At 71.0% G+C, this 16,690-nt stretch carries 13 protein-coding genes; 5 read left to right on the top strand and 8 right to left on the bottom strand.

The annotated features are described in order from the left end of the window. Positions 1-261 precede the first annotated feature (261 nt). Both ACFWP7_RS41630 and ACFWP7_RS41625 read right to left on the bottom strand, forming a co-directional pair. Positions 262-2,841, bottom strand: coding sequence for an ABC transporter permease (locus ACFWP7_RS41630; RefSeq protein ID WP_384393540.1), 2,580 nt, complete (start codon positions 2,839-2,841; stop codon positions 262-264). Next, positions 2,838-3,626 (bottom strand): ABC transporter ATP-binding protein, encoded by a 789-nt coding sequence (locus tag ACFWP7_RS41625; RefSeq protein ID WP_384393537.1) that lies wholly within the window; start codon positions 3,624-3,626, stop codon positions 2,838-2,840. The genes ACFWP7_RS41630 and ACFWP7_RS41625 overlap by 4 nt, the downstream gene beginning before the upstream one ends. A 478-nt stretch (positions 3,627-4,104) precedes the next feature. On the opposite strand from ACFWP7_RS41625, the gene ACFWP7_RS41620 reads away from it, so the two are divergent. Then, entirely contained in the window at positions 4,105-5,673 is a 1,569-nt protein-coding gene (locus ACFWP7_RS41620; protein WP_384393534.1) for an MFS transporter, read from the top strand. Here ACFWP7_RS41620 and ACFWP7_RS41615 read toward each other — a convergent pair. Next, entirely contained in the window at positions 5,636-6,250 is a 615-nt protein-coding gene (locus ACFWP7_RS41615) for a hypothetical protein (protein ID WP_384393531.1), read from the bottom strand. The genes ACFWP7_RS41620 and ACFWP7_RS41615 overlap by 38 nt on opposite strands. Before the next feature lie 251 nt (positions 6,251-6,501). Then, entirely contained in the window at positions 6,502-6,645 is a 144-nt protein-coding gene (locus ACFWP7_RS41610) for a hypothetical protein (RefSeq protein WP_384393528.1), read from the bottom strand. A 112-nt stretch (positions 6,646-6,757) separates the two neighbouring features. On the opposite strand from ACFWP7_RS41610, the gene ACFWP7_RS41605 reads away from it, so the two are divergent. Both ACFWP7_RS41605 and ACFWP7_RS41600 read left to right on the top strand, forming a co-directional pair. Further along, on the top strand, positions 6,758-7,261 hold the full coding sequence (locus ACFWP7_RS41605; RefSeq protein WP_384393525.1) for a DUF485 domain-containing protein: 504 nt from the start codon (positions 6,758-6,760) through the stop codon (positions 7,259-7,261). Then, on the top strand, positions 7,258-8,898 hold the full coding sequence (locus ACFWP7_RS41600) for a cation acetate symporter (protein ID WP_384393522.1): 1,641 nt from the start codon (positions 7,258-7,260) through the stop codon (positions 8,896-8,898). Before ACFWP7_RS41605 ends, ACFWP7_RS41600 begins: the two co-directional genes overlap by 4 nt. Positions 8,899-9,127: 229 nt before the next feature. Here ACFWP7_RS41600 and ACFWP7_RS41595 read toward each other — a convergent pair whose 3' ends face one another. The 4 genes from ACFWP7_RS41595 to ACFWP7_RS41580 all read right to left on the bottom strand — a co-directional run bounded on the left by ACFWP7_RS41595 (position 9,128) and on the right by ACFWP7_RS41580 (position 15,112). Further along, entirely contained in the window at positions 9,128-10,015 is an 888-nt protein-coding gene (locus tag ACFWP7_RS41595) for a cellulose-binding protein (RefSeq protein WP_384393519.1), read from the bottom strand. Positions 10,016-10,149: 134 nt separating this feature from the next. Then, complete coding sequence (locus ACFWP7_RS41590; protein WP_384393516.1) at positions 10,150-11,160, bottom strand: LCP family protein; 1,011 nt, start codon at positions 11,158-11,160, stop codon at positions 10,150-10,152. Between the two features lie 69 nt (positions 11,161-11,229). Continuing rightward, positions 11,230-14,100 carry an SUKH-4 family immunity protein gene (locus ACFWP7_RS41585; protein ID WP_384393513.1) on the bottom strand — a complete coding sequence of 957 codons (2,871 nt, stop codon included), beginning with the start codon at positions 14,098-14,100 and terminating at the stop codon, positions 11,230-11,232. 7 nt (positions 14,101-14,107) lie between these two features. Continuing rightward, a complete protein-coding gene (locus tag ACFWP7_RS41580) occupies positions 14,108-15,112 on the bottom strand; it encodes an SMI1/KNR4 family protein (protein ID WP_384393510.1) in 1,005 nt (334 codons plus the stop codon). A 227-nt stretch (positions 15,113-15,339) separates the two neighbouring features. Here ACFWP7_RS41580 and ACFWP7_RS41575 point away from each other — a divergent pair, with 227 nt between their 5' ends. Continuing rightward, a complete protein-coding gene (locus tag ACFWP7_RS41575; RefSeq protein WP_384393507.1) occupies positions 15,340-15,843 on the top strand; it encodes a YwqJ-related putative deaminase in 504 nt (167 codons plus the stop codon). A gap of 103 nt (positions 15,844-15,946) precedes the next feature. Continuing rightward, a complete protein-coding gene (locus tag ACFWP7_RS41570) occupies positions 15,947-16,441 on the top strand; it encodes an SUKH-3 domain-containing protein (protein WP_384393504.1) in 495 nt (164 codons plus the stop codon). Positions 16,442-16,690: the final 249 nt, after the last annotated feature.

The raw sequence follows: 16,690 nt of genomic DNA, 5'->3' as shown, positions 1-16,690 counted from the left end.
CACCCCCCCACCGGCTTTAGCGGAGCGGGGTTTTGGGGGCCGACCCCCCAACGGACGGGAATGGGCAGGGGCGGCGGGGGCGAAAAATCCGCCCCCGCCCCAACCGACGTACATGACTCGGGCCCGGTGGCCGAAGGGCATCCCCTCCGGCCACCGGGCCCGCTCCCCCGCGACCCCCGTACACGGTGGCTATTGGGTTGGCCGCTCAGCCGACCGCGATCGGTCGGCGGCGATCAGCCAGCGGCGATCAGTCCGTGGCGATCAGTCCGTGGCGATCGCGTTCAGCACATTCATCCGCCCCGCCCGGAACGCCGGGATCAGCGCGGCGAACAGACCCACGAACGCGGAGCCGATGAAGACGGCGATGATCGTCGGCCAGGGGATCTCCAGAACCTTCAGGCCCTCCAGGGCCAGCAGCTTCTGGGCCGTAGCCCCCCAGCCCATGCCCAGCCCGAGCCCCAGCAGGGCACCGAAGAGGGCGATGACGACCGACTCCAGACGGATCATGCGGCGCAGCTGACGGCGGGAGAGGCCGACGGCCCGCAGGAGGCCGATCTCGCGTGTCCGCTCCACCACCGACAGGGCCAGGGTGTTCACGACGCCCAGGACCGCGACGATGATCGCCAGGGCCAGCAGGCCGTAGATCATTTTGAGGAGCTGGCCGATCTGGTCCTTCAGCGCTTCCTTGTAGTCGGTCTGGTCGCGGACCGTGTACTGCGGATAGTCGTGCAGCGCCGACTTCAGCGACTTGTAGGCGGCTGCCTCCTGGCCGTCCTTCGCCGAGGCGAAGACCATCTCGTCCAGCGGCATCTTGTCGGCCGGTACGTACTTGGCGAGGGTGTCGATCGACGTGTACATCGCACCCGCGTCGATGACGACGTCGCTGCTGGTGATCGCGCGTACCGTCAGCTGGGCCTCGGAGCCGTCCTTGAAGGCGACGCCGATCTTGGACCCGAGGGTGATGCCGTGGTCCTTGGCGAACGTCTCGTGGACGGACATCGAGCCGGGCTTGTAGGCGTCGGCGAGATTGCCGGCGACCGTCTTGGTGACCAGGTCCTGGGCGTAGGTCGGATCGGCCGCGGTGATCGCCGTGTCCTTGAGGGTCTCGCCGTCGGGGGTGGTGAAGTCACCCTCGGTCCACTTGTACTCGGAGACCCGCTCGAGCCCCTCGGTCGACTTCACGGCCTGCACCGCCTGCGGGGTGATCAGCTGGCCGCTGTCGGACTGGATGATGAAGTCCGTGCCCACCGTCTTGTCGAGCTGGTCGGTGGCGGAGGCCACCATCGAGGAGCCGACCACGGAGAGGCAGGCGACCAGCGCGAGGCCGATCATCAGGGCCGCTCCGGTGGCGCCGGTGCGGCGCGGGTTGCGCAGCGCGTTGCGCTCGGCCATCTGCCCGACCGGGCCGAAGGCCCGCAGGACCACCACGCTGAGCGCCCGGACCACCACGCCGGCGAGCAGCGGGCCGATGATGACGAACCCGATGAGGGTCAGCACGACACCTGCGCCCAGGGCGAGCGAACCGGAGCTCGCTTTCTCGGCCGTCGCCGCCGCGTAGAGCGAGGCGACTCCGGCGCCGGTGAGGACCAGGCCGATCAGACCGCGTACGAGGCCTGCCTTGCCGTCGGCCGGCGTACCGGCGTCGCGCAGCGCGGCCATCGGCGAGACCTTGCCGGCGCGCCGGGCGGGTACGTACGCCGCGAACACCGTGACCAGCACGCCGAGCACCAGCCCGATCACCGGGGTCGTCCAGGCGACGGTCAGGTCGGACGTCGACAGGTGCATGCCCATGGAGCCCATGAGCTTCATCAGCCCGACGGCGATGCCGACGCCCGCGCCCACCCCGAGCACCGAGCCGAAGAAGCCGAGCAGCAGCGCCTCGACGAGCACCGAGAGGTTGACCTGCGCGCGCGAGGAGCCGATGGCGCGCATCAGGCCGATCTCGCGGGTGCGCTGGGCGACCAGCATCGAGAAGGTGTTGATGATCAGGAAGATGCCGACGAGGAAGGCGATGCCGGCGAAGCCGAGCAGCGCGTACTTCATCACGTTCAGGAAGCCGCCGATGTCCTTGGAGTTGGCGTCGGAGACCTCCTTGGCGGTCTGCACCTGGTAGCCGCCGCCGAGTTCGGCCACGACGTTCCGCTTGAGTTGTGCGTCGGTGACGCCGGAGGCGGCGGTGACGTTGACGTTCGTGTAGACACCGGACTGTCCGACCAGGGTCTGCTGGGCGGTCTTCGTGTCCAGGTAGAAGATCGCGGCACCCGGGTTGGTGACGGTGAAGTCGGCGATCCCGGAGATCTTGGCGAGGTGGGTGCCGACCGCGCTGATGACACCGATCTCGTCACCCAGCTTCAGGTGGTGCTTGTCGGCGGTGTCGGCGTCGACCATGACCTGGTCCGCGGTCCTGGGCGCCGCACCGGAGGTGATCTTCATGGTGCGGGCGTCATTGCTGTTCCAGCTGCCGACGATGGTCGGTGCGCCGCTGGAGGGCGACAGGCTGTCCTTGTCGGCGTCGACGACGGTCACCGAGGTCGAGAAGACGGTGCCCTCGGCCGACTTCACACCGCCGGCCTTCTGCACCTCGCCGAGCACGGCGGCGGGTATGACCGGCGGCCTGCCGTTGTCGGACTGGGTCTCGCCGGTGTCCGAGGCGTCCTTGGCGCTGACCGTCACATCGGAGGCGGTGGCCGCGAACAGCTTGTCGAACGTCGTGTTCATCGTGTCGGTGAAGACGAGCGTGCCGCAGACGAACGCCACCGACAGCATGACCGCCACGGCCGACAGGGCCATCCGCCCCTTGTGCGCGAAGAAGTTGCGCCTGGAGGTCTTCATGACAGTCATGACGTACGCCCCCGGGCGTCGAAGTCCTTCATACGGTCCAGGACCTGATCGGCCGTCGGCTGGTGCATCTCGTCGACGATCCGGCCGTCCGCCAGATACAGCACGCGGTCCGAGTACGAGGCCGCCACCGGGTCGTGCGTGACGATCACGATGGTCTGGCCGAGCTCGTCCACGGAGCGCCGCAGGAAGCCCAGCACCTCGGCTCCCGCACGGGAGTCCAGGTTTCCGGTCGGCTCGTCACCGAAGATGATCTCAGGCCGGGCGGCCAACGCCCGTGCCACGGCGACGCGTTGCTGCTGTCCGCCGGAGAGTTGGGTCGGCCGGTGCTTGAGGCGGTCGGCGAGCCCGACGGTCTCGACGACCTGGGCCAGCCAGCCCTTGTCGGGCTTGCGGCCCGCGATGTCCATGGGCAGCGTGATGTTCTCGAGCGCGTTCAGCGTCGGCAGCAGGTTGTACGCCTGGAAGATGAAGCCGATCCGGTCCCGGCGCAGCTGCGTGAGCTTCTTGTCCTTGAGCCCGGTGATCTGGGTCTCGTCGAGGTAGATCTGCCCGCTCGACACGGTGTCGAGCCCGGCGAGGCAGTGCATCAGCGTGGACTTGCCGGACCCCGAGGGGCCCATGATCGCGGTGAACTGGCCCCGCGCGATGTCCACATCGACGTGGTCGAGGGCGACGACGCGGGTCTCACCGGACCCGTACGCCTTCACGACCTGCCGCGCTCGCGCGGCAACGGCCGTACGCCCTCCAGTGCCCCCGTGCCTGGGAATGGTTACAGCCGAAGTCACGGTAAGTCTCCTAAGTCGGTCAGCGGAAAAGCCGCTGAGGTGGTGCGTGGATGAGTCACGTGAACTGGTTACGCGGATGATTCGCGTGGACTGCTTACGTGGATGATTCGCGTGGACTGCTTACGTGGATGAGTCTGCTGGCCGGAGGGGGTCCGGCGCGCTGGTGCCCGGACCCGTCTTGTGCTGGGGAAAACCCCACCCCCCAAGGTGCGGTCCGCCGCCCTCAGCGGTGCTGGTGCACTGCTCCCGGCGGCATAAAGCCAGGTTAAGGAAGCACCCCGCCCCGTCTCGTCCTCCGCCGGTACGAGCTCGCCCCGAGCCTTGATAAGGAGAGACCCCTAGGGGCAGTCCACCCTCCGGTGGAGTACGCCTCAGGGTCGCCTCCACCCTCTGACCCGACCCAGCGTCCACCCTGCCGCGACGTGAGGGTCAAATGGCAGAGTGTCCCCGGCAGATAGATGCAGGGGGAAGGAATCCAGTGGGCCGTACCCGACCTGCGATACGCGACGCCGCCGAGAAGCCCGGCAGCGGCACCGGGAAACGCGGCGCCGTCGTCGCCGCCCTCATGCTCTCGATGGCGCTGGCCGCACTCGACGCCACCATCGTGTCGACGGCCGTCCCGCAGATCGTCGGCGACCTGGGCGGTTTCTCGGTCTTCTCCTGGCTGTTCTCGGGCTACCTGCTGGCCGTGACCGTCACGCTGCCCGTCTACGGCAAGCTCTCCGACGCCTTCGGCCGCAAGCCGGTGCTGGTCGCGGGCTCCGTCCTCTTCCTCGTCGGCTCACTGCTCTGCGCCACCGCCTGGAGCATGGCCGCGCTCATCGCCTTCCGCATCATCCAGGGCCTGGGCGGCGGCGCCCTCCAGGGCACGGTGCAGACACTCGCCGCCGACCTCTACCCGCTCAAGGAACGCCCCAAGATCCAGGCCAAACTGTCCACGGTGTGGGCGACTTCGGCGATCGGGGGCCCCGCGCTCGGCGGCGTCCTCGCGGCGTACGCCGACTGGCGGTGGATCTTCCTCATCAACCTGCCGATCGGCGTGCTCGCCCTGTGGCTGATCGTCCGCCACCTGCACGAGCCCCGACGCGAACCGGCCTCCAAGCCCCGCATCGACTGGGCCGGCGCCCTCGCCGTCTTCGCCTGCGGCGGCGTCCTGCTGACCGCGCTGGTGCAGGGCGGGGTCGCCTGGGACTGGCTGTCGGCACCGTCGATCGCCCTGTTCGGTACGGGACTTGTACTGGTCGCGGTCGTCGTGGCCGTCGAGCGACGGGCCGCCGAACCGATCATCCCCGGCTGGGTGTGGCGGCGGCGCACCATCGCCGCGGTGAACCTGGCGTGCGGCGCGCTGGGGCTGCTCATGATCGCCCCGACCGTGTTCCTGCCCACCTACGCCCAGGCGGTCCTGGGCCTGGCCCCGATCGCCGCCGGATTCGTGTTCTCCGTATGGACGTTGAGCTGGTCGCTGTCGGCGGCGCTCAGCCAGCACGTCTACCGCCGCATCGGCTTCCGCAACACCGCGATGATCGGCATCGGCACGGCGACCGTCATCCTGTTGGCCTTCCCCTTCCTGCCCTACCCGGGCGAACCCTGGCAGCCGACTCTCCTCATGCTGCTGCTCGGCGGTGCGCTGGGCCTCTTCCAACTCCCCCTGCTCGTCGGCGTCCAGTCGAGCGTCGGCTGGGCCGAACGCGGCACCGCCACGGCGTCCGTCCTCTTCTGCCGCCAGACCGGCCAGACCGTGGGCGCCGCGCTGTTCGGCGCCATCGCCAACGGGGTGCTCGCCACGCGGCTCGGCGGAGCGGGCGATCTTGACTCGGTGACCCGCACCCTGGACTCGGGCGCGCCCGGCGAACAGGTGCGCCACGCGGTCGCCGAAGCGGTCCACGCCGTCTACCTCGGCGCGGCGATCGCTGCCGGACTCGCCTTCCTGGTCCTGCTGTTCGTGGCACCGAGACGCTTCCCGGTACTGACGCACGACGAGGGAACGCAGGACACCGAGGGCACGGAGGTCACAGATCCGTCGCCTGCTCCACGTGGCGCACCTTGATGAACTTCTTCCCGAACTCCCCGTACGCCTCCCTGAGGATGGGCCCGGCCTTCGCGGGGTCGTCGACGCCCACGAGGACGAAACCCGCCTCGTCCGCGGCGACTTCGCGCAGCGAGAAGGTGCCGTCCCAGCGGTGCGTGTCCCTGCCGATCTCGCCGACCAGGGCCTCCAGCTCCACCTCGGTGGCCTCCGTGTCGTACAGCCGCAGCGTCACACCCTTTTCGGCGGCGCCGCAGATGTCCGAGTCGAACTCCTCGGACGGGATGCGGTAGACATCCGCGGCCCGGTCGTCCGTGTCGACGGTGAGACCGGTGAAGACGTCGGAGTAACGCGCCTTGCCCAGCCGGTCGACGTACGCCAGCACCCGGAACAGCGGGGTGTCGTCCGGCGGCCCGACCCCGGGCCCCGGCCCGGGGAGACTGCCCACCGGCCGCGTCCCGACACACACGGTGGGGGAGGCGTCCGACGCGCTCCCGTCGTCGCCGGCGTCCGCGCTGGACCCCTGAAGCAGGACGAGTGCCAACGCCCCCGCCACGGCGGCCCCCGTCGCGCCCTTGGCATCACCGAGCTTCTTCACGTGGCCGCCCCTCCCTCCCACGATTCCCATTCCCATCCCCACCCACATCCACATCCACATCCACATCCACATCCACGTCGGCTCGGTACTGAGACGCCCAAGACGCCGGATGCGTTCGAGCCCCCACCGGGATTCCGCCCGTCCCGCCGGGAGTTGGTCGGCACGGGCGGCCGATCCCGCGCAGGTCGTGGTCCCGCCCCGGGGCCGTACGACGGTGAAGTTCACGCTCGCGGCGGGCGGCGCCGGATCACTCACCGGGCCGACCACCGCCTGGAGTTCGCGGCGGCGCTCGACGACGAGGTGCCGCCGCCGGTGTCGCCGGTCCAGCCCAGGTGAAGGGCCTGCGCCTCGGACGCCGGTGGGGCGACATACGCGAGCGCACACCGACCGACCACGCGGTTCACCGAAATCCCCACACATCCTGACTACGTACGAGTAGCGTGCGTCGCCCGCACCCCCGGCTCCCTGCGGTCCGCACCGGACCCGAGCCACGCAAGGAGAAACGGGATGTCCGACCCGTACTCGTCCCCGCACCCGCCCCCGGAGCCCCAACGACCACACCAGTACCCGCATCAGCACCCCTACCAACAGCCGCGCAATCCCCCCATCCACCCCACCTCCCCGCCCTCCCAGTCCCACCTCACTTACCCCTGGCAGCCACCACCCCCCGAACCCGCGAGACGGCGACTGCCGCGCCACCACGCGCTGGGCCGGCACAGCGACATGCGCGTGCTGCGGACCGCGTACCGCAGACAGCGGCGTGTGGCGACGCTCACGGCGCTCGGCTACTTCGTCCTCTTCCTCCTGCTGTCCGCGTACGCGCCCGGCCTGATGACCAGCAAGGTGTCCGGCGGCCTGTCGACGGGCCTGCTGCTCGGCCTGCTCCAACTACCCGTGACCTGCCTGGCGATCGGGCTGTACGAGTACACGGCGCGCCGGAGTGTCGACCCGCTCGCGGACCGGATCCGCAGACAGACCGAGCTGGACGCCAGGCGGGAGGCCGCACGATGACCGGATTCAGCAGTTCGGCGCAGGCGATGTCGCTGGTGGCGTTCACGACGGTGGCGACGATCACGCTGCTCCTGTGCGTGCTGACCGGACCGGACCGCGACGACCTGGACGAGTTCTACACGGGGTACCGGTCGCTGTCGCCGATGCGCAACGGCCTTGCCATCGCCGGGGATTACATCTCGGCGGCGACGGTACTGAGCGCGAGCGGCGTCATCGCGCTCGCCGGGTACGACGGGGTCGTACTGGCGTTGAGCGTCTGCCTCTCCCTCGTGCTGCTGATGTTCCTGCTGGCCGAACCGCTGCGCAACGCCGGCCGGTTCACCATGGGGGACGCGCTCGCACGGCGGATGCCGGGGCGCGCGGTGCGCATCACCGCGTGCGCCACGACGATCATCGCGCTGCTGCCGCTGATGCTGGTCCAACTGGCAGGGTCCGGCGACCTGTTGGCCTTCATCCTCGGATTCTCCGGCGACTCGCTCAAAACAGGCTGCGTCATCGGACTTGGCATGCTGATGATCAGCTACGCGGCCGTCGGCGGCATGAAGGGCACCGCACTCATCCAGATCATGAAGATCGTGATGCTGCTCGGTTCGGGTGTCGTCGTCGCCGCACTCATCCTGAACCGGTTCGACTGGAATCCGGGCACGCTGCTGGACTCGGCGGCGCAGGGCAGCGGCGTGGGGCCGGCGTTCCTGCAGTCGGGGCTGCAGTTCTCGCAGGGGCCCAACCCCCGCCTGGACATGATCAGTTCAGAGCTGACCGTGGTCCTCGGCGGCGCATGTCTGCCGCACGTCACCATGCGTATGTACACGGCGAGGAGCGCCCCGCAGATACGCCGCTCGATGTCCTGGGCGGTGCCGTGCGTGGCGCTGTTCGTCCTCGTCATGACGGTCATCGGCTTCGGCGCCACGGCCCTGATCGGCCGCGCGTCGATCGCCGCAGCCGACCCGCAGGGCAACACGGCATACCTGCTGGGCTCACGGGCGGCATTCGGCACGGACGTCTCCACGGCCGAGACCCTGCTCTTCACCACCGTCACCACGGCGATCTTCCTGACCCTGCTCGCCTCGGTCGCCGGAATGATCCTGGCCTGCGCCAACTCCCTCGCCCACGACCTGTTCGCGCACGCGCGGCTCTTCCGAGGGAACCGCCGCCACTCCGACGAGCTCTCGCCGCGCCGCGAGATGCTCCTGGCCCGGGTGTCCGCCCTGGCGGTCGGCGCCTTCGCCGTCCTCCTCGCCACCTTCGTCCAACACCGCAGCCTCCAGCCCCTGATCACCCTCTCCTTCTGCCTGGGCGCCTCCGCCCTCGCACCCGCCCTGATCTGCACCCTCTTCTGGCGCCGCTACACCCGAACCGGCCTCCTCGCCACCCTCATCGGCGGCACCCTCACCGTCCTCCTCCTCATCCCCGGCACCAACCTCGTCTCCGGCACCCCCACCTCCGCCTTCCCCGACGCCGACTTCAACTGGTTCCCGTTCACCACGACCGGACTCGTGTCGATCCCGCTGGGGTTCGCCTACGGGTGGCTGGGCACGGTGGCCTCCGGAAGGAGGAAGGCACAGGAGCAGCGGAGGCAGTACGACGCGGTGGAGGGGTGGATTCTGGCGGGGGCGGTGCGGAGGGAGAACCATTGAGAGGCCCACCCCCCAACAGACCGAGACAGGCGGGTGGGCGGGAAACACGCCGCGGAGCGGCGAAGATGGGCCCGCGGAGCGGGCAGGGCCGAGCCCTTCGGCAGACCGAGTCGGGCGGGTGGGGGGCAACCCGCCGCGGAGCGGCGAAGCAGGGCACGCCCGGCGGGCAGGACCCGGGCAGCAACCCGCCGCGGAGCGGCGGGAAAACCCCCGCGAAAGCAAGGCGCAGCTACTCCGCCGGGGCCCGCCCCGTCAGCGCGGTAAGACTCGTCCGTACGTGGTCCATATGGGCCCGTACGTCATCCCACTGCTCCCCATGTTCCCGCAGCACCCGCTCGGTCTCCCGAGCGATCCGATCCTCCCGCACCCGCGCCTCCGCCAGCACCTCGGCGGCCCGCGCCCCCGCGTCCTCCTGCCCGTGCCGCGCCGACTCCTCGGCCTCGGCAAAGGCCCGCTTGGCCTCGGACAACGCGGCCTCGGCGCGCGCGACCCGCTCCACGTGGTGCGCGTCGAGCGCGGCCTCCCGGTCGGCGGCGGCCCGCTCGGCCTCCTCCCAGCGTTCGGCGTGCTCCTTCTCCTGCTCGGCGAGCAGCCCCTCCGTCCGCTGCCGCACCTCCCGGAGCGCGGCCAGCGCCTCACCGCGGTTCTCCTTGATGTCGCGCCGGGCGGAGATCCGCATCTCGTCCGCCTCGGCACGGGCGGCGAGGAGCCGCTGCCGGACGCGTTCCTCGGCCTCGCCGCGCACCTCGTCGGCGTATGCCGCCGCGGCCTCCCGCAGCTGCCGCCCCGCCGCCTCGGCCTCGTCGACGATCCGCTGGGCGTCCCGGCGCGCGGTGTCCCGTACGGCCGCGGCCTCCTCCTCACCCAGCTCGAAGATCCGCCTGGCGCCCTCGCCGAGCGTTTCGTACGTCTGCGGGACGAGCCGGGCCACGACCTCCCGCAGCCGCTCCGCCTCCGCGTCCATCTCCTTGGCCAGCACGGTCAGCCGGGCCGCCCGTTCCCACGCGGCGTCCCGGGCCCGGGAGAGCCCCGCGGCGTACGCGTCGACCTGCTCGGGACGGTAACCACGCCCCCGTACCGCCATGAAACCGTGCGGCGCCTCCGATGCGCTGCTCATCCTTGAACCCCTCTCCGCCGGACACACACGAAATGACGAACGACTTATGACGAACGATTTCGCGCACATCTTGATGGATCACACGGAAGTGTTCATAACGCGACACTCCGCCCATCCATCCGGTCAAGGGTGCGTCATTTGAGGTCAGAAGCCGGAATCGGGGTGTCGTCGCGGAGTGCGGCGAAAAGCTGTTCGGCCTTCGCGGAGTCCCACTCGACGACATCACCGACCCCGTCGACGGAGGTCTCCTCCCCCACCGGAACGGTCGTCGTGACCCCCTCGCCGTCCGCCAGGTCCTTCATCCGCAGCCCCATCTGCGCCAGATCCCGCACCCCGGTCCCGTCGTCCACCGTGAGCGCGTCGAAGGAAGCCCCCAGCCAGGGAATCAACCGCCACGGCGGCACCACCACGGCGGGGCTCAACGCCTTGTCCGCGACCGCACTCACCAACTGCCGCTGCCGCTTCACCCGTCCCAGGTCACCCAGCGGATCGGAGTACCGCGCACGGACGTACGCCAGTGCCTGCGTCCCGTTCATCCGCTGGCACCCGGCGTCGAAGTCGGCCCCCGACTTCGCGTCGTGCAGACCGCCCTTCGCCACACAGATCGTGACGCCGTCGAGCGAGTCGACCACGTCGACGAACCCGAGGAAGTTCACCTCGGCGTAGTGGTCGAGGTTCAGCCCGGTGGCCTGTTCGACGGTGCGGGTGAGGAGTTTGGCGCCGCCGAGCGCGTACGCCGCGTTGATCTTGTTCTGCCCGTGCCCCGGGATGTCGACGTACGAGTCCCTGGGGAGCGACACCAGATACGGTCCGCTCTTCCCGTAGTGCAGCAGCATGATCGTGTCGGTGTTGAGCACGTCGTCATTGCCGACGTGCAGTTCCTTGCGCTGTTCGGGGGTCAGCTCGGAACGGCTGTCGGACCCGATCAGCAGCCAGTCCGCACCGGGGTCCGCCCTCGGCCGGTCCGCGTACGTGTCGAACGCGTCGGTGTGCCGCAGCCGCGAATCCCCCCAGAAATACAGGCCGATGGCGTACGCGACGACGCACAGCACAAGGGTCAGCAGAGTCAGCGCCACCCGCTTGGGCCACCGACGCCCTCGGTTGCTCCCACGCCTGCGCTCTCGCCGTTCGGGCCACGTACTCATGACCGCATGATCGAGGCGCCCGACCCGTCGCGCAGGTCGAGCGCCTCATTCGTACGTACCTCAGCGGGCCTACAGCAGCCCGTCCCACATCTGTTCCAGCAGCACCGACCACCAGCTCTCCGGCGACCCGAGGGCCGCCGGGTCGAGGGAGGCGAGCTGGGCCTGGAAGTCGACGGTCCAGCGGCCCGCCTGCTCCTGGTTCAGCCCGAAGCGCAGCCGCCACATCCGGCCGAGCAGGGCCAGGCAGCGCGCGAACTCGGGCAGCCCCGTGTTCACGAACTGCGGCGGCACCGTAGCACCGCCCGGACCTGCCTCGACCGGCACGGCCACGATGTTCGCCGTGCCGTACTGGACACAGATCGCCTTGCCGAAGTCACTGCCCATCACGAGGTACGAGCCCGCGTCCGAGGCCGGCTGCACCCCGCGCTCCATCGCCAGCTCCGCCAGCGTCGGCACCGGCCGGCCCGGCTGGGCCTGCGCCCAGAAGAACGGCCCCATGTCGACCGGAAGCCCGGCCACCACGAGCGTGTGCGCCACGATGTCCGGCACACCCTGCCGCGACACCGCCACCTGGTCGAACCGGAACACCCCCGGTCCGAACGCCGCGGCCAGCTCCTGCCCGATCGCCTCCGGCGGAATCGGCGGCGCGGGCTGCACCGGCGGAATCGGCGCCCGCACCGGAGCGGGCCGCGCCGGCCCGTCCGCCACCTGGTGCAACTCCCCCTGATGCGCGAGCAGTTGCCCCATTCCCTGCTGACGGCTCGCGTGATCCGTGCCGTACGGGGCGATGCTCGTGATCCGCGCCTGCGGCCAGGTCTCCCTGATCATCCGCGCGCAGTACGCGCCCGGAAGCTCACAGGACTCCAACTCCGTATGCAGCTCAAGCACCTGCTGCGGCGGCACGTTCATCGCCCGCAGCTCATGCAGCATCTGCCACTCCGGATGCGGCGTACCCGGCGCCGAACGCCGGATCAGCTGCTGCTCGGAACCGTCCTGCGCGCGATAGCGCAGTACGGCCTGATACCCGGGCCCGACGGTCGGCTGCCCCGTCTGCGGATAGCCGTACGCCGGCGGCTGCTGACCGGAGTTCCCCGGCTGACCCGGCAGAGGCTGCCCGGCCATCGGCTGCTGACCGGGCAGCGGCTGGGGCGCGCCCGGGGGCATGCCGGGGGCGTGCGGGGGCGGCGGTGCGCCAGGCCCCCCGACCGGCGGACCCGAAAGCATGGTCGCGGCGTGATGAACAGCGCCGGGAGGCGTACCACCGGGAAGGTTCGGTGCCCCAGGGGCACCAGGAGCACTGGGCACACCGGGCGCGCCCGGAGGCTTCGGAACACCCGGCGGCTGAGGCGCGCCGGGCCCCCCGACGGGCGGACCCGACAACATCGTCGCGGCGTGATGGAGACCACCACCCGGAGCATTCGGCCCCCCGGGAGCACCGGGCGCACCCGCCCCCGCAGCTCCCGCAGACCCTCCAGGTCCCGCAAGCCCTCCAGGCCCCGCAGGTCCCTCGGGCCCGTTCGGACCGAGCTGCGACACAAGCTGAGTCGGCACATACCCGCCCGCGGGCGCGCCCGGCGCACCGGGCCCGGACGGCGGAGGCACGTTCCCCGGCCGCGCGCCCGGCACTCCCGGCGCACTCGGCGGAGGCGGAGCACTCGCCGCACCCCGGGCACCCCTCGGAGGCTGCGCCTTGCTGGTCGCGGCGTCGGCGATGTCACCGGCATTGGCAGGCAGGGGGTGCGAAGGCGCCGCGGGCGGCGTACCAGGAGCACCCGGAACCGGCGGCCCACCGACCGGCGGCGCACCCGGAACACCACCCGACCCCTGCGGAAACCCATACGCGGGCACACCCGGAGGAGGCGTCCCCTGCGGCCCGCCCGGAACCGGCGGCGTCCCCGGAACACCACCCGCCCCCTGCGGAAACCCGTACGCGGGCGCACCCGGAGGAGGCGTCCCCTGCGGCCCGCCCGGAACCGGCGGATAGCCGTACGAGGGTGCGACCGGCGGAGTCGTGCTCCGGGGAGCGCCCGGGCCCTGCGGCGGGTGGGGGTCGTCGACCGCCGGAGCCATCGCCGTACGCGGAAGTTGGCTGCCCCCGGACATCAGGGCGGTCTTGGCATCCGGCGGCCGGGTTCCGGCGTCGTCGACGTCGGTCAGCGGCGGCGCGAAGACAGTCGCCGGCAGCGGTACGGAACGGTCGTCGCCGCCGACGTCCGCGTTGGTGTCGGTCCCGGCCCACGGGGTCACGTCGACGGGCGCACCGGGCGAACCGAGCGCCCCCGCGTCCTGACGGCCACCGGCCGCGGGCCACGCCGAGCCCCCACCGGGAACCGAGGGGGGCGCGCCCGGCGCGTAGTGCGCCGGAGGCGCATCGGCCGGCGGCGCGTCAACGGGCGCCGGCGAGGACCCGTTCGGCGCCCCCGCCCCGCCCCCGGCAGCCGCACCGTGCGCTGCCGCACCGTGCACTCCCGCACCCACACCGTGCGCCGCCGCAGCCGCACGAGACCCGGCCCCGTCGGAGGGCGCGCCCGAGGGCCCACCCGGCGCCCCCGTCCGCCGATCCGGAATCCCCAGCTTGTCCGCGGCCTCCTGCAACCACTCAGGGGGACTCAACAAGAAGGACGTCTGGTTCAGATCGACGCGAGCCGCAGGGGCCGGCGCCGTCTCCGGAGCCGCGTCCTGCGCGCCGTACTGCTCCTCGTACCGGCGGATCACCTCACCCACCGGCAGCGAGGGCCACAACGTGGCCTCACCGCTGTCGCGGGCGATGACGAGCCGCTGCGCGCCCCCGTCGGAACGCGGACCGTCCACACGGTCCTCGGCCCACACCACGAACCCGAGTTCGAACTCCCGTACCCGCACCTCACGGTGCTGATACGCGACCACGTCCCCGTTGATCCACTCTTCCGCGCGCTCCTGCGCCTGCGCGAAGGTCACCATCGAACGCTCACTCCCCCACCGAAGTCGCAGACGCCACCGCATCGACGGGAACGGCCCGCGCGAAACCGCCGTCCACCATCAGGTTCGCCACCGTCTCCAGCTCCGGCGGATTACCCGCGAGCCGGGACAGGAACTGGTCGAAGTCATCGCCACAGGGCAGCAGCAGCCGCTGCACCCGCTCCGCCGGCGGCCAGGCGTCCTGGTCGCGGACATCGTCGTACGCGCAGAACCAGACCGACCCGACCCCCTCGCCCTTCACCTTCACGGCGAGCAGACCGCCCTGCACGAATCCGACACACAGGTAGTCCTTGGTCAGATGGTCGCGCAGGCACTTGTTGATGTAGACGAGGTCATTGAGCGAGGCCTCGTCGCGCACCGTGAAGAACGGCTGGTCCACCAGGAGGCCCAACTCGGCGTCCAGCGCGGCGCCCACCGGCGCACAGCCCCCGGCCGCCTTCAGGAAGGACCGATACGCACCCGGCAGCCGGTAGCCAAGGTCCTCCTCGACCCCCTGCACCTGCTGCTCGGTCACCGCGACCGAGGACTTCGGCAACCCGAAGTGCGCCGGCCACGTCTCCTGCAACGGCCGCGTACCCCGCTTGTCATGGTCCACGAGCGCGGTCGACAGCCCCCCGTGGTGCCGCAGCAACGCCTTCACGTCGACGGGCACGAGTTCCAGCCGCCGAGTGCCCGGCACGTGATGCCAGGTCCAGCCGTGCGGGGTCGCCACCGCGGGAATCGTGTCCCACAGGTCGTGTCCGGAGGCGGCGAGTGCGGCGTTCGCGGAGACATAGTCCGTGAGCCGCAACTCGTCCACGCCGAAACCCTCAGGGGGCTCGGCAATCTCCGCGGCGGCACGCGCGTACGCCGAGAAATCGGGATAGCCGTACTCGTCGACCCGCACACCTCTGGGGTGGCGAGCAGCCCGGACCGGGTCCGGGAAACGTACGACCTGCCCGGCGTATGCCGCGTTCGGCGGCGCGGCTTGCTGCCCGAGCCGACCTGTCGTCATGGCGGTTGCCCCCTGCGGCGTCGTCAATAGCGGTATGGATCGCGGATGTCGACAGCCTATGCGGTTGTACGGCACCGGTCACCGGGCCTCCGGTTCCGTGACCTGCCGTCACCTCGCCGTGACGGTGCGACGAAGACCGGGCGTGTCGCGGTGCCCCAGCTTCCCCACCCGCCACGCCATTTGGCAGTCTGTCTCCGCACCGGGGGATGCACGGGAGGGAAACGATCATGAATGCGACTCATACAGGCACGTCCGGGGACCCGCGGGTCGGCTGGAGCAGCGACGAGACACCGCACGTCCCTACCCTCCTGCACCGCCGCGACGGCATACTCCCCACCGTCGCCGCCGCCCTCTCCGTACGCGGCGAGACCCTCACCGGCACCGCCGCACGCGGCGACCAGCCACCTGCCCTCCACCCGCTGGTCCAGGACTTCCTCGACACCCTCGCCAACGCGCAGCGCGACCGTTTCACCGGCCGCTGCGCCGAGGCGATCCTGATCTCCCGTCACATCGCCTCCGTCGACGCCGCCCGCAGCAAGCGCGCCGCACGCAAGCCACTGACCAACGGCGAGGCCCGCAAGGCTCTCAAACAGGCCAAGCTCACCGCCCGCCACATCCGCGAGGACGGCGACCCACTGCACGGCAGCTTCGCCGCGCCCTGTCGCTCCTGCACAGCCCTCAGCGACCACTTCGGCGTACACATCGTCGACCCGACGGCACCCGACGCCTGAACTCCCCGCACCCCGCGCACGTACCAACGGTGATGACGCCCGTCTCCGTCCCCACCAGGGTCGTACGACCCGCCTCCCCGACACTCGACGAACTGAAGGGCAGATGCACGCCGACCGCACCTCCACCACACGCTTCCCCGTCCCCGTGGACGCCGCGCTGCGCTCCGCCGGGTGGCAGCCCGGGCGCTGGGACATAAAACAGGCCGAGTACTGGGCCGACGCCCTGCGCGGGCACGAGTCGCCGGCCGGGCATCAGCATGTGGTGTTCCCCGCGGCAGTGGAGGCGTGGGCGGAGTTCGGCGGGCTCCACGTCACCTCGTCCGGACCCGGCCGCCAGAACGCCCCCGCCGCCCTCCACTTCGACCCGCTCCACGGCCTCCACCTGGCCCGCACCCTCGGCGACCTCGGCCGCGCCCTCGACACCGAGGTCTGCCCCCTCGGCGAGGAGTCCGACAACCGCGCCCTCCTCGCCATCGACGCGGAGGGCCGCGTCTACGCCCTCGATCACACGGGAGACTGGTTCCTCGGCCCGGACCTCGACACCGCCCTGCACACCCTCCTCACAGGCACCGCCCCCACCCGCCTGATCACCGCCTAGCCGACGCCACCAGAGCCAGAGGAATTTTTTCGCCCCCTCCGCCCCTACCCATCCCTTGCTCCCTGGGGGCTACCGCCCCAGACCCCCGCATCGGCTCAAAGAGCTCCCGCCGGGCCGGGGCTGAACAGATCAAGGACCGCCGGGCCGGAGCCGAAGAGCGTTGCTGCCGGGCCCCCACGGCCCGCAGCCGAACGACGGCGGAAGGGGGCGTGCCGGTACGTCCAAATGCCCGTCGCGTACGCCCGCGTC

Origin of the sequence: Streptomyces sp. NPDC058470, from assembly GCF_042721055.1 — a bacterium.
In the GTDB taxonomy this organism is placed as follows: domain Bacteria; phylum Actinomycetota; class Actinomycetes; order Streptomycetales; family Streptomycetaceae; genus Streptomyces.
The sequence above is the reverse complement of the archived record's forward strand: the minus strand, read 5'-3'. Positions and strand labels throughout refer to the sequence as shown.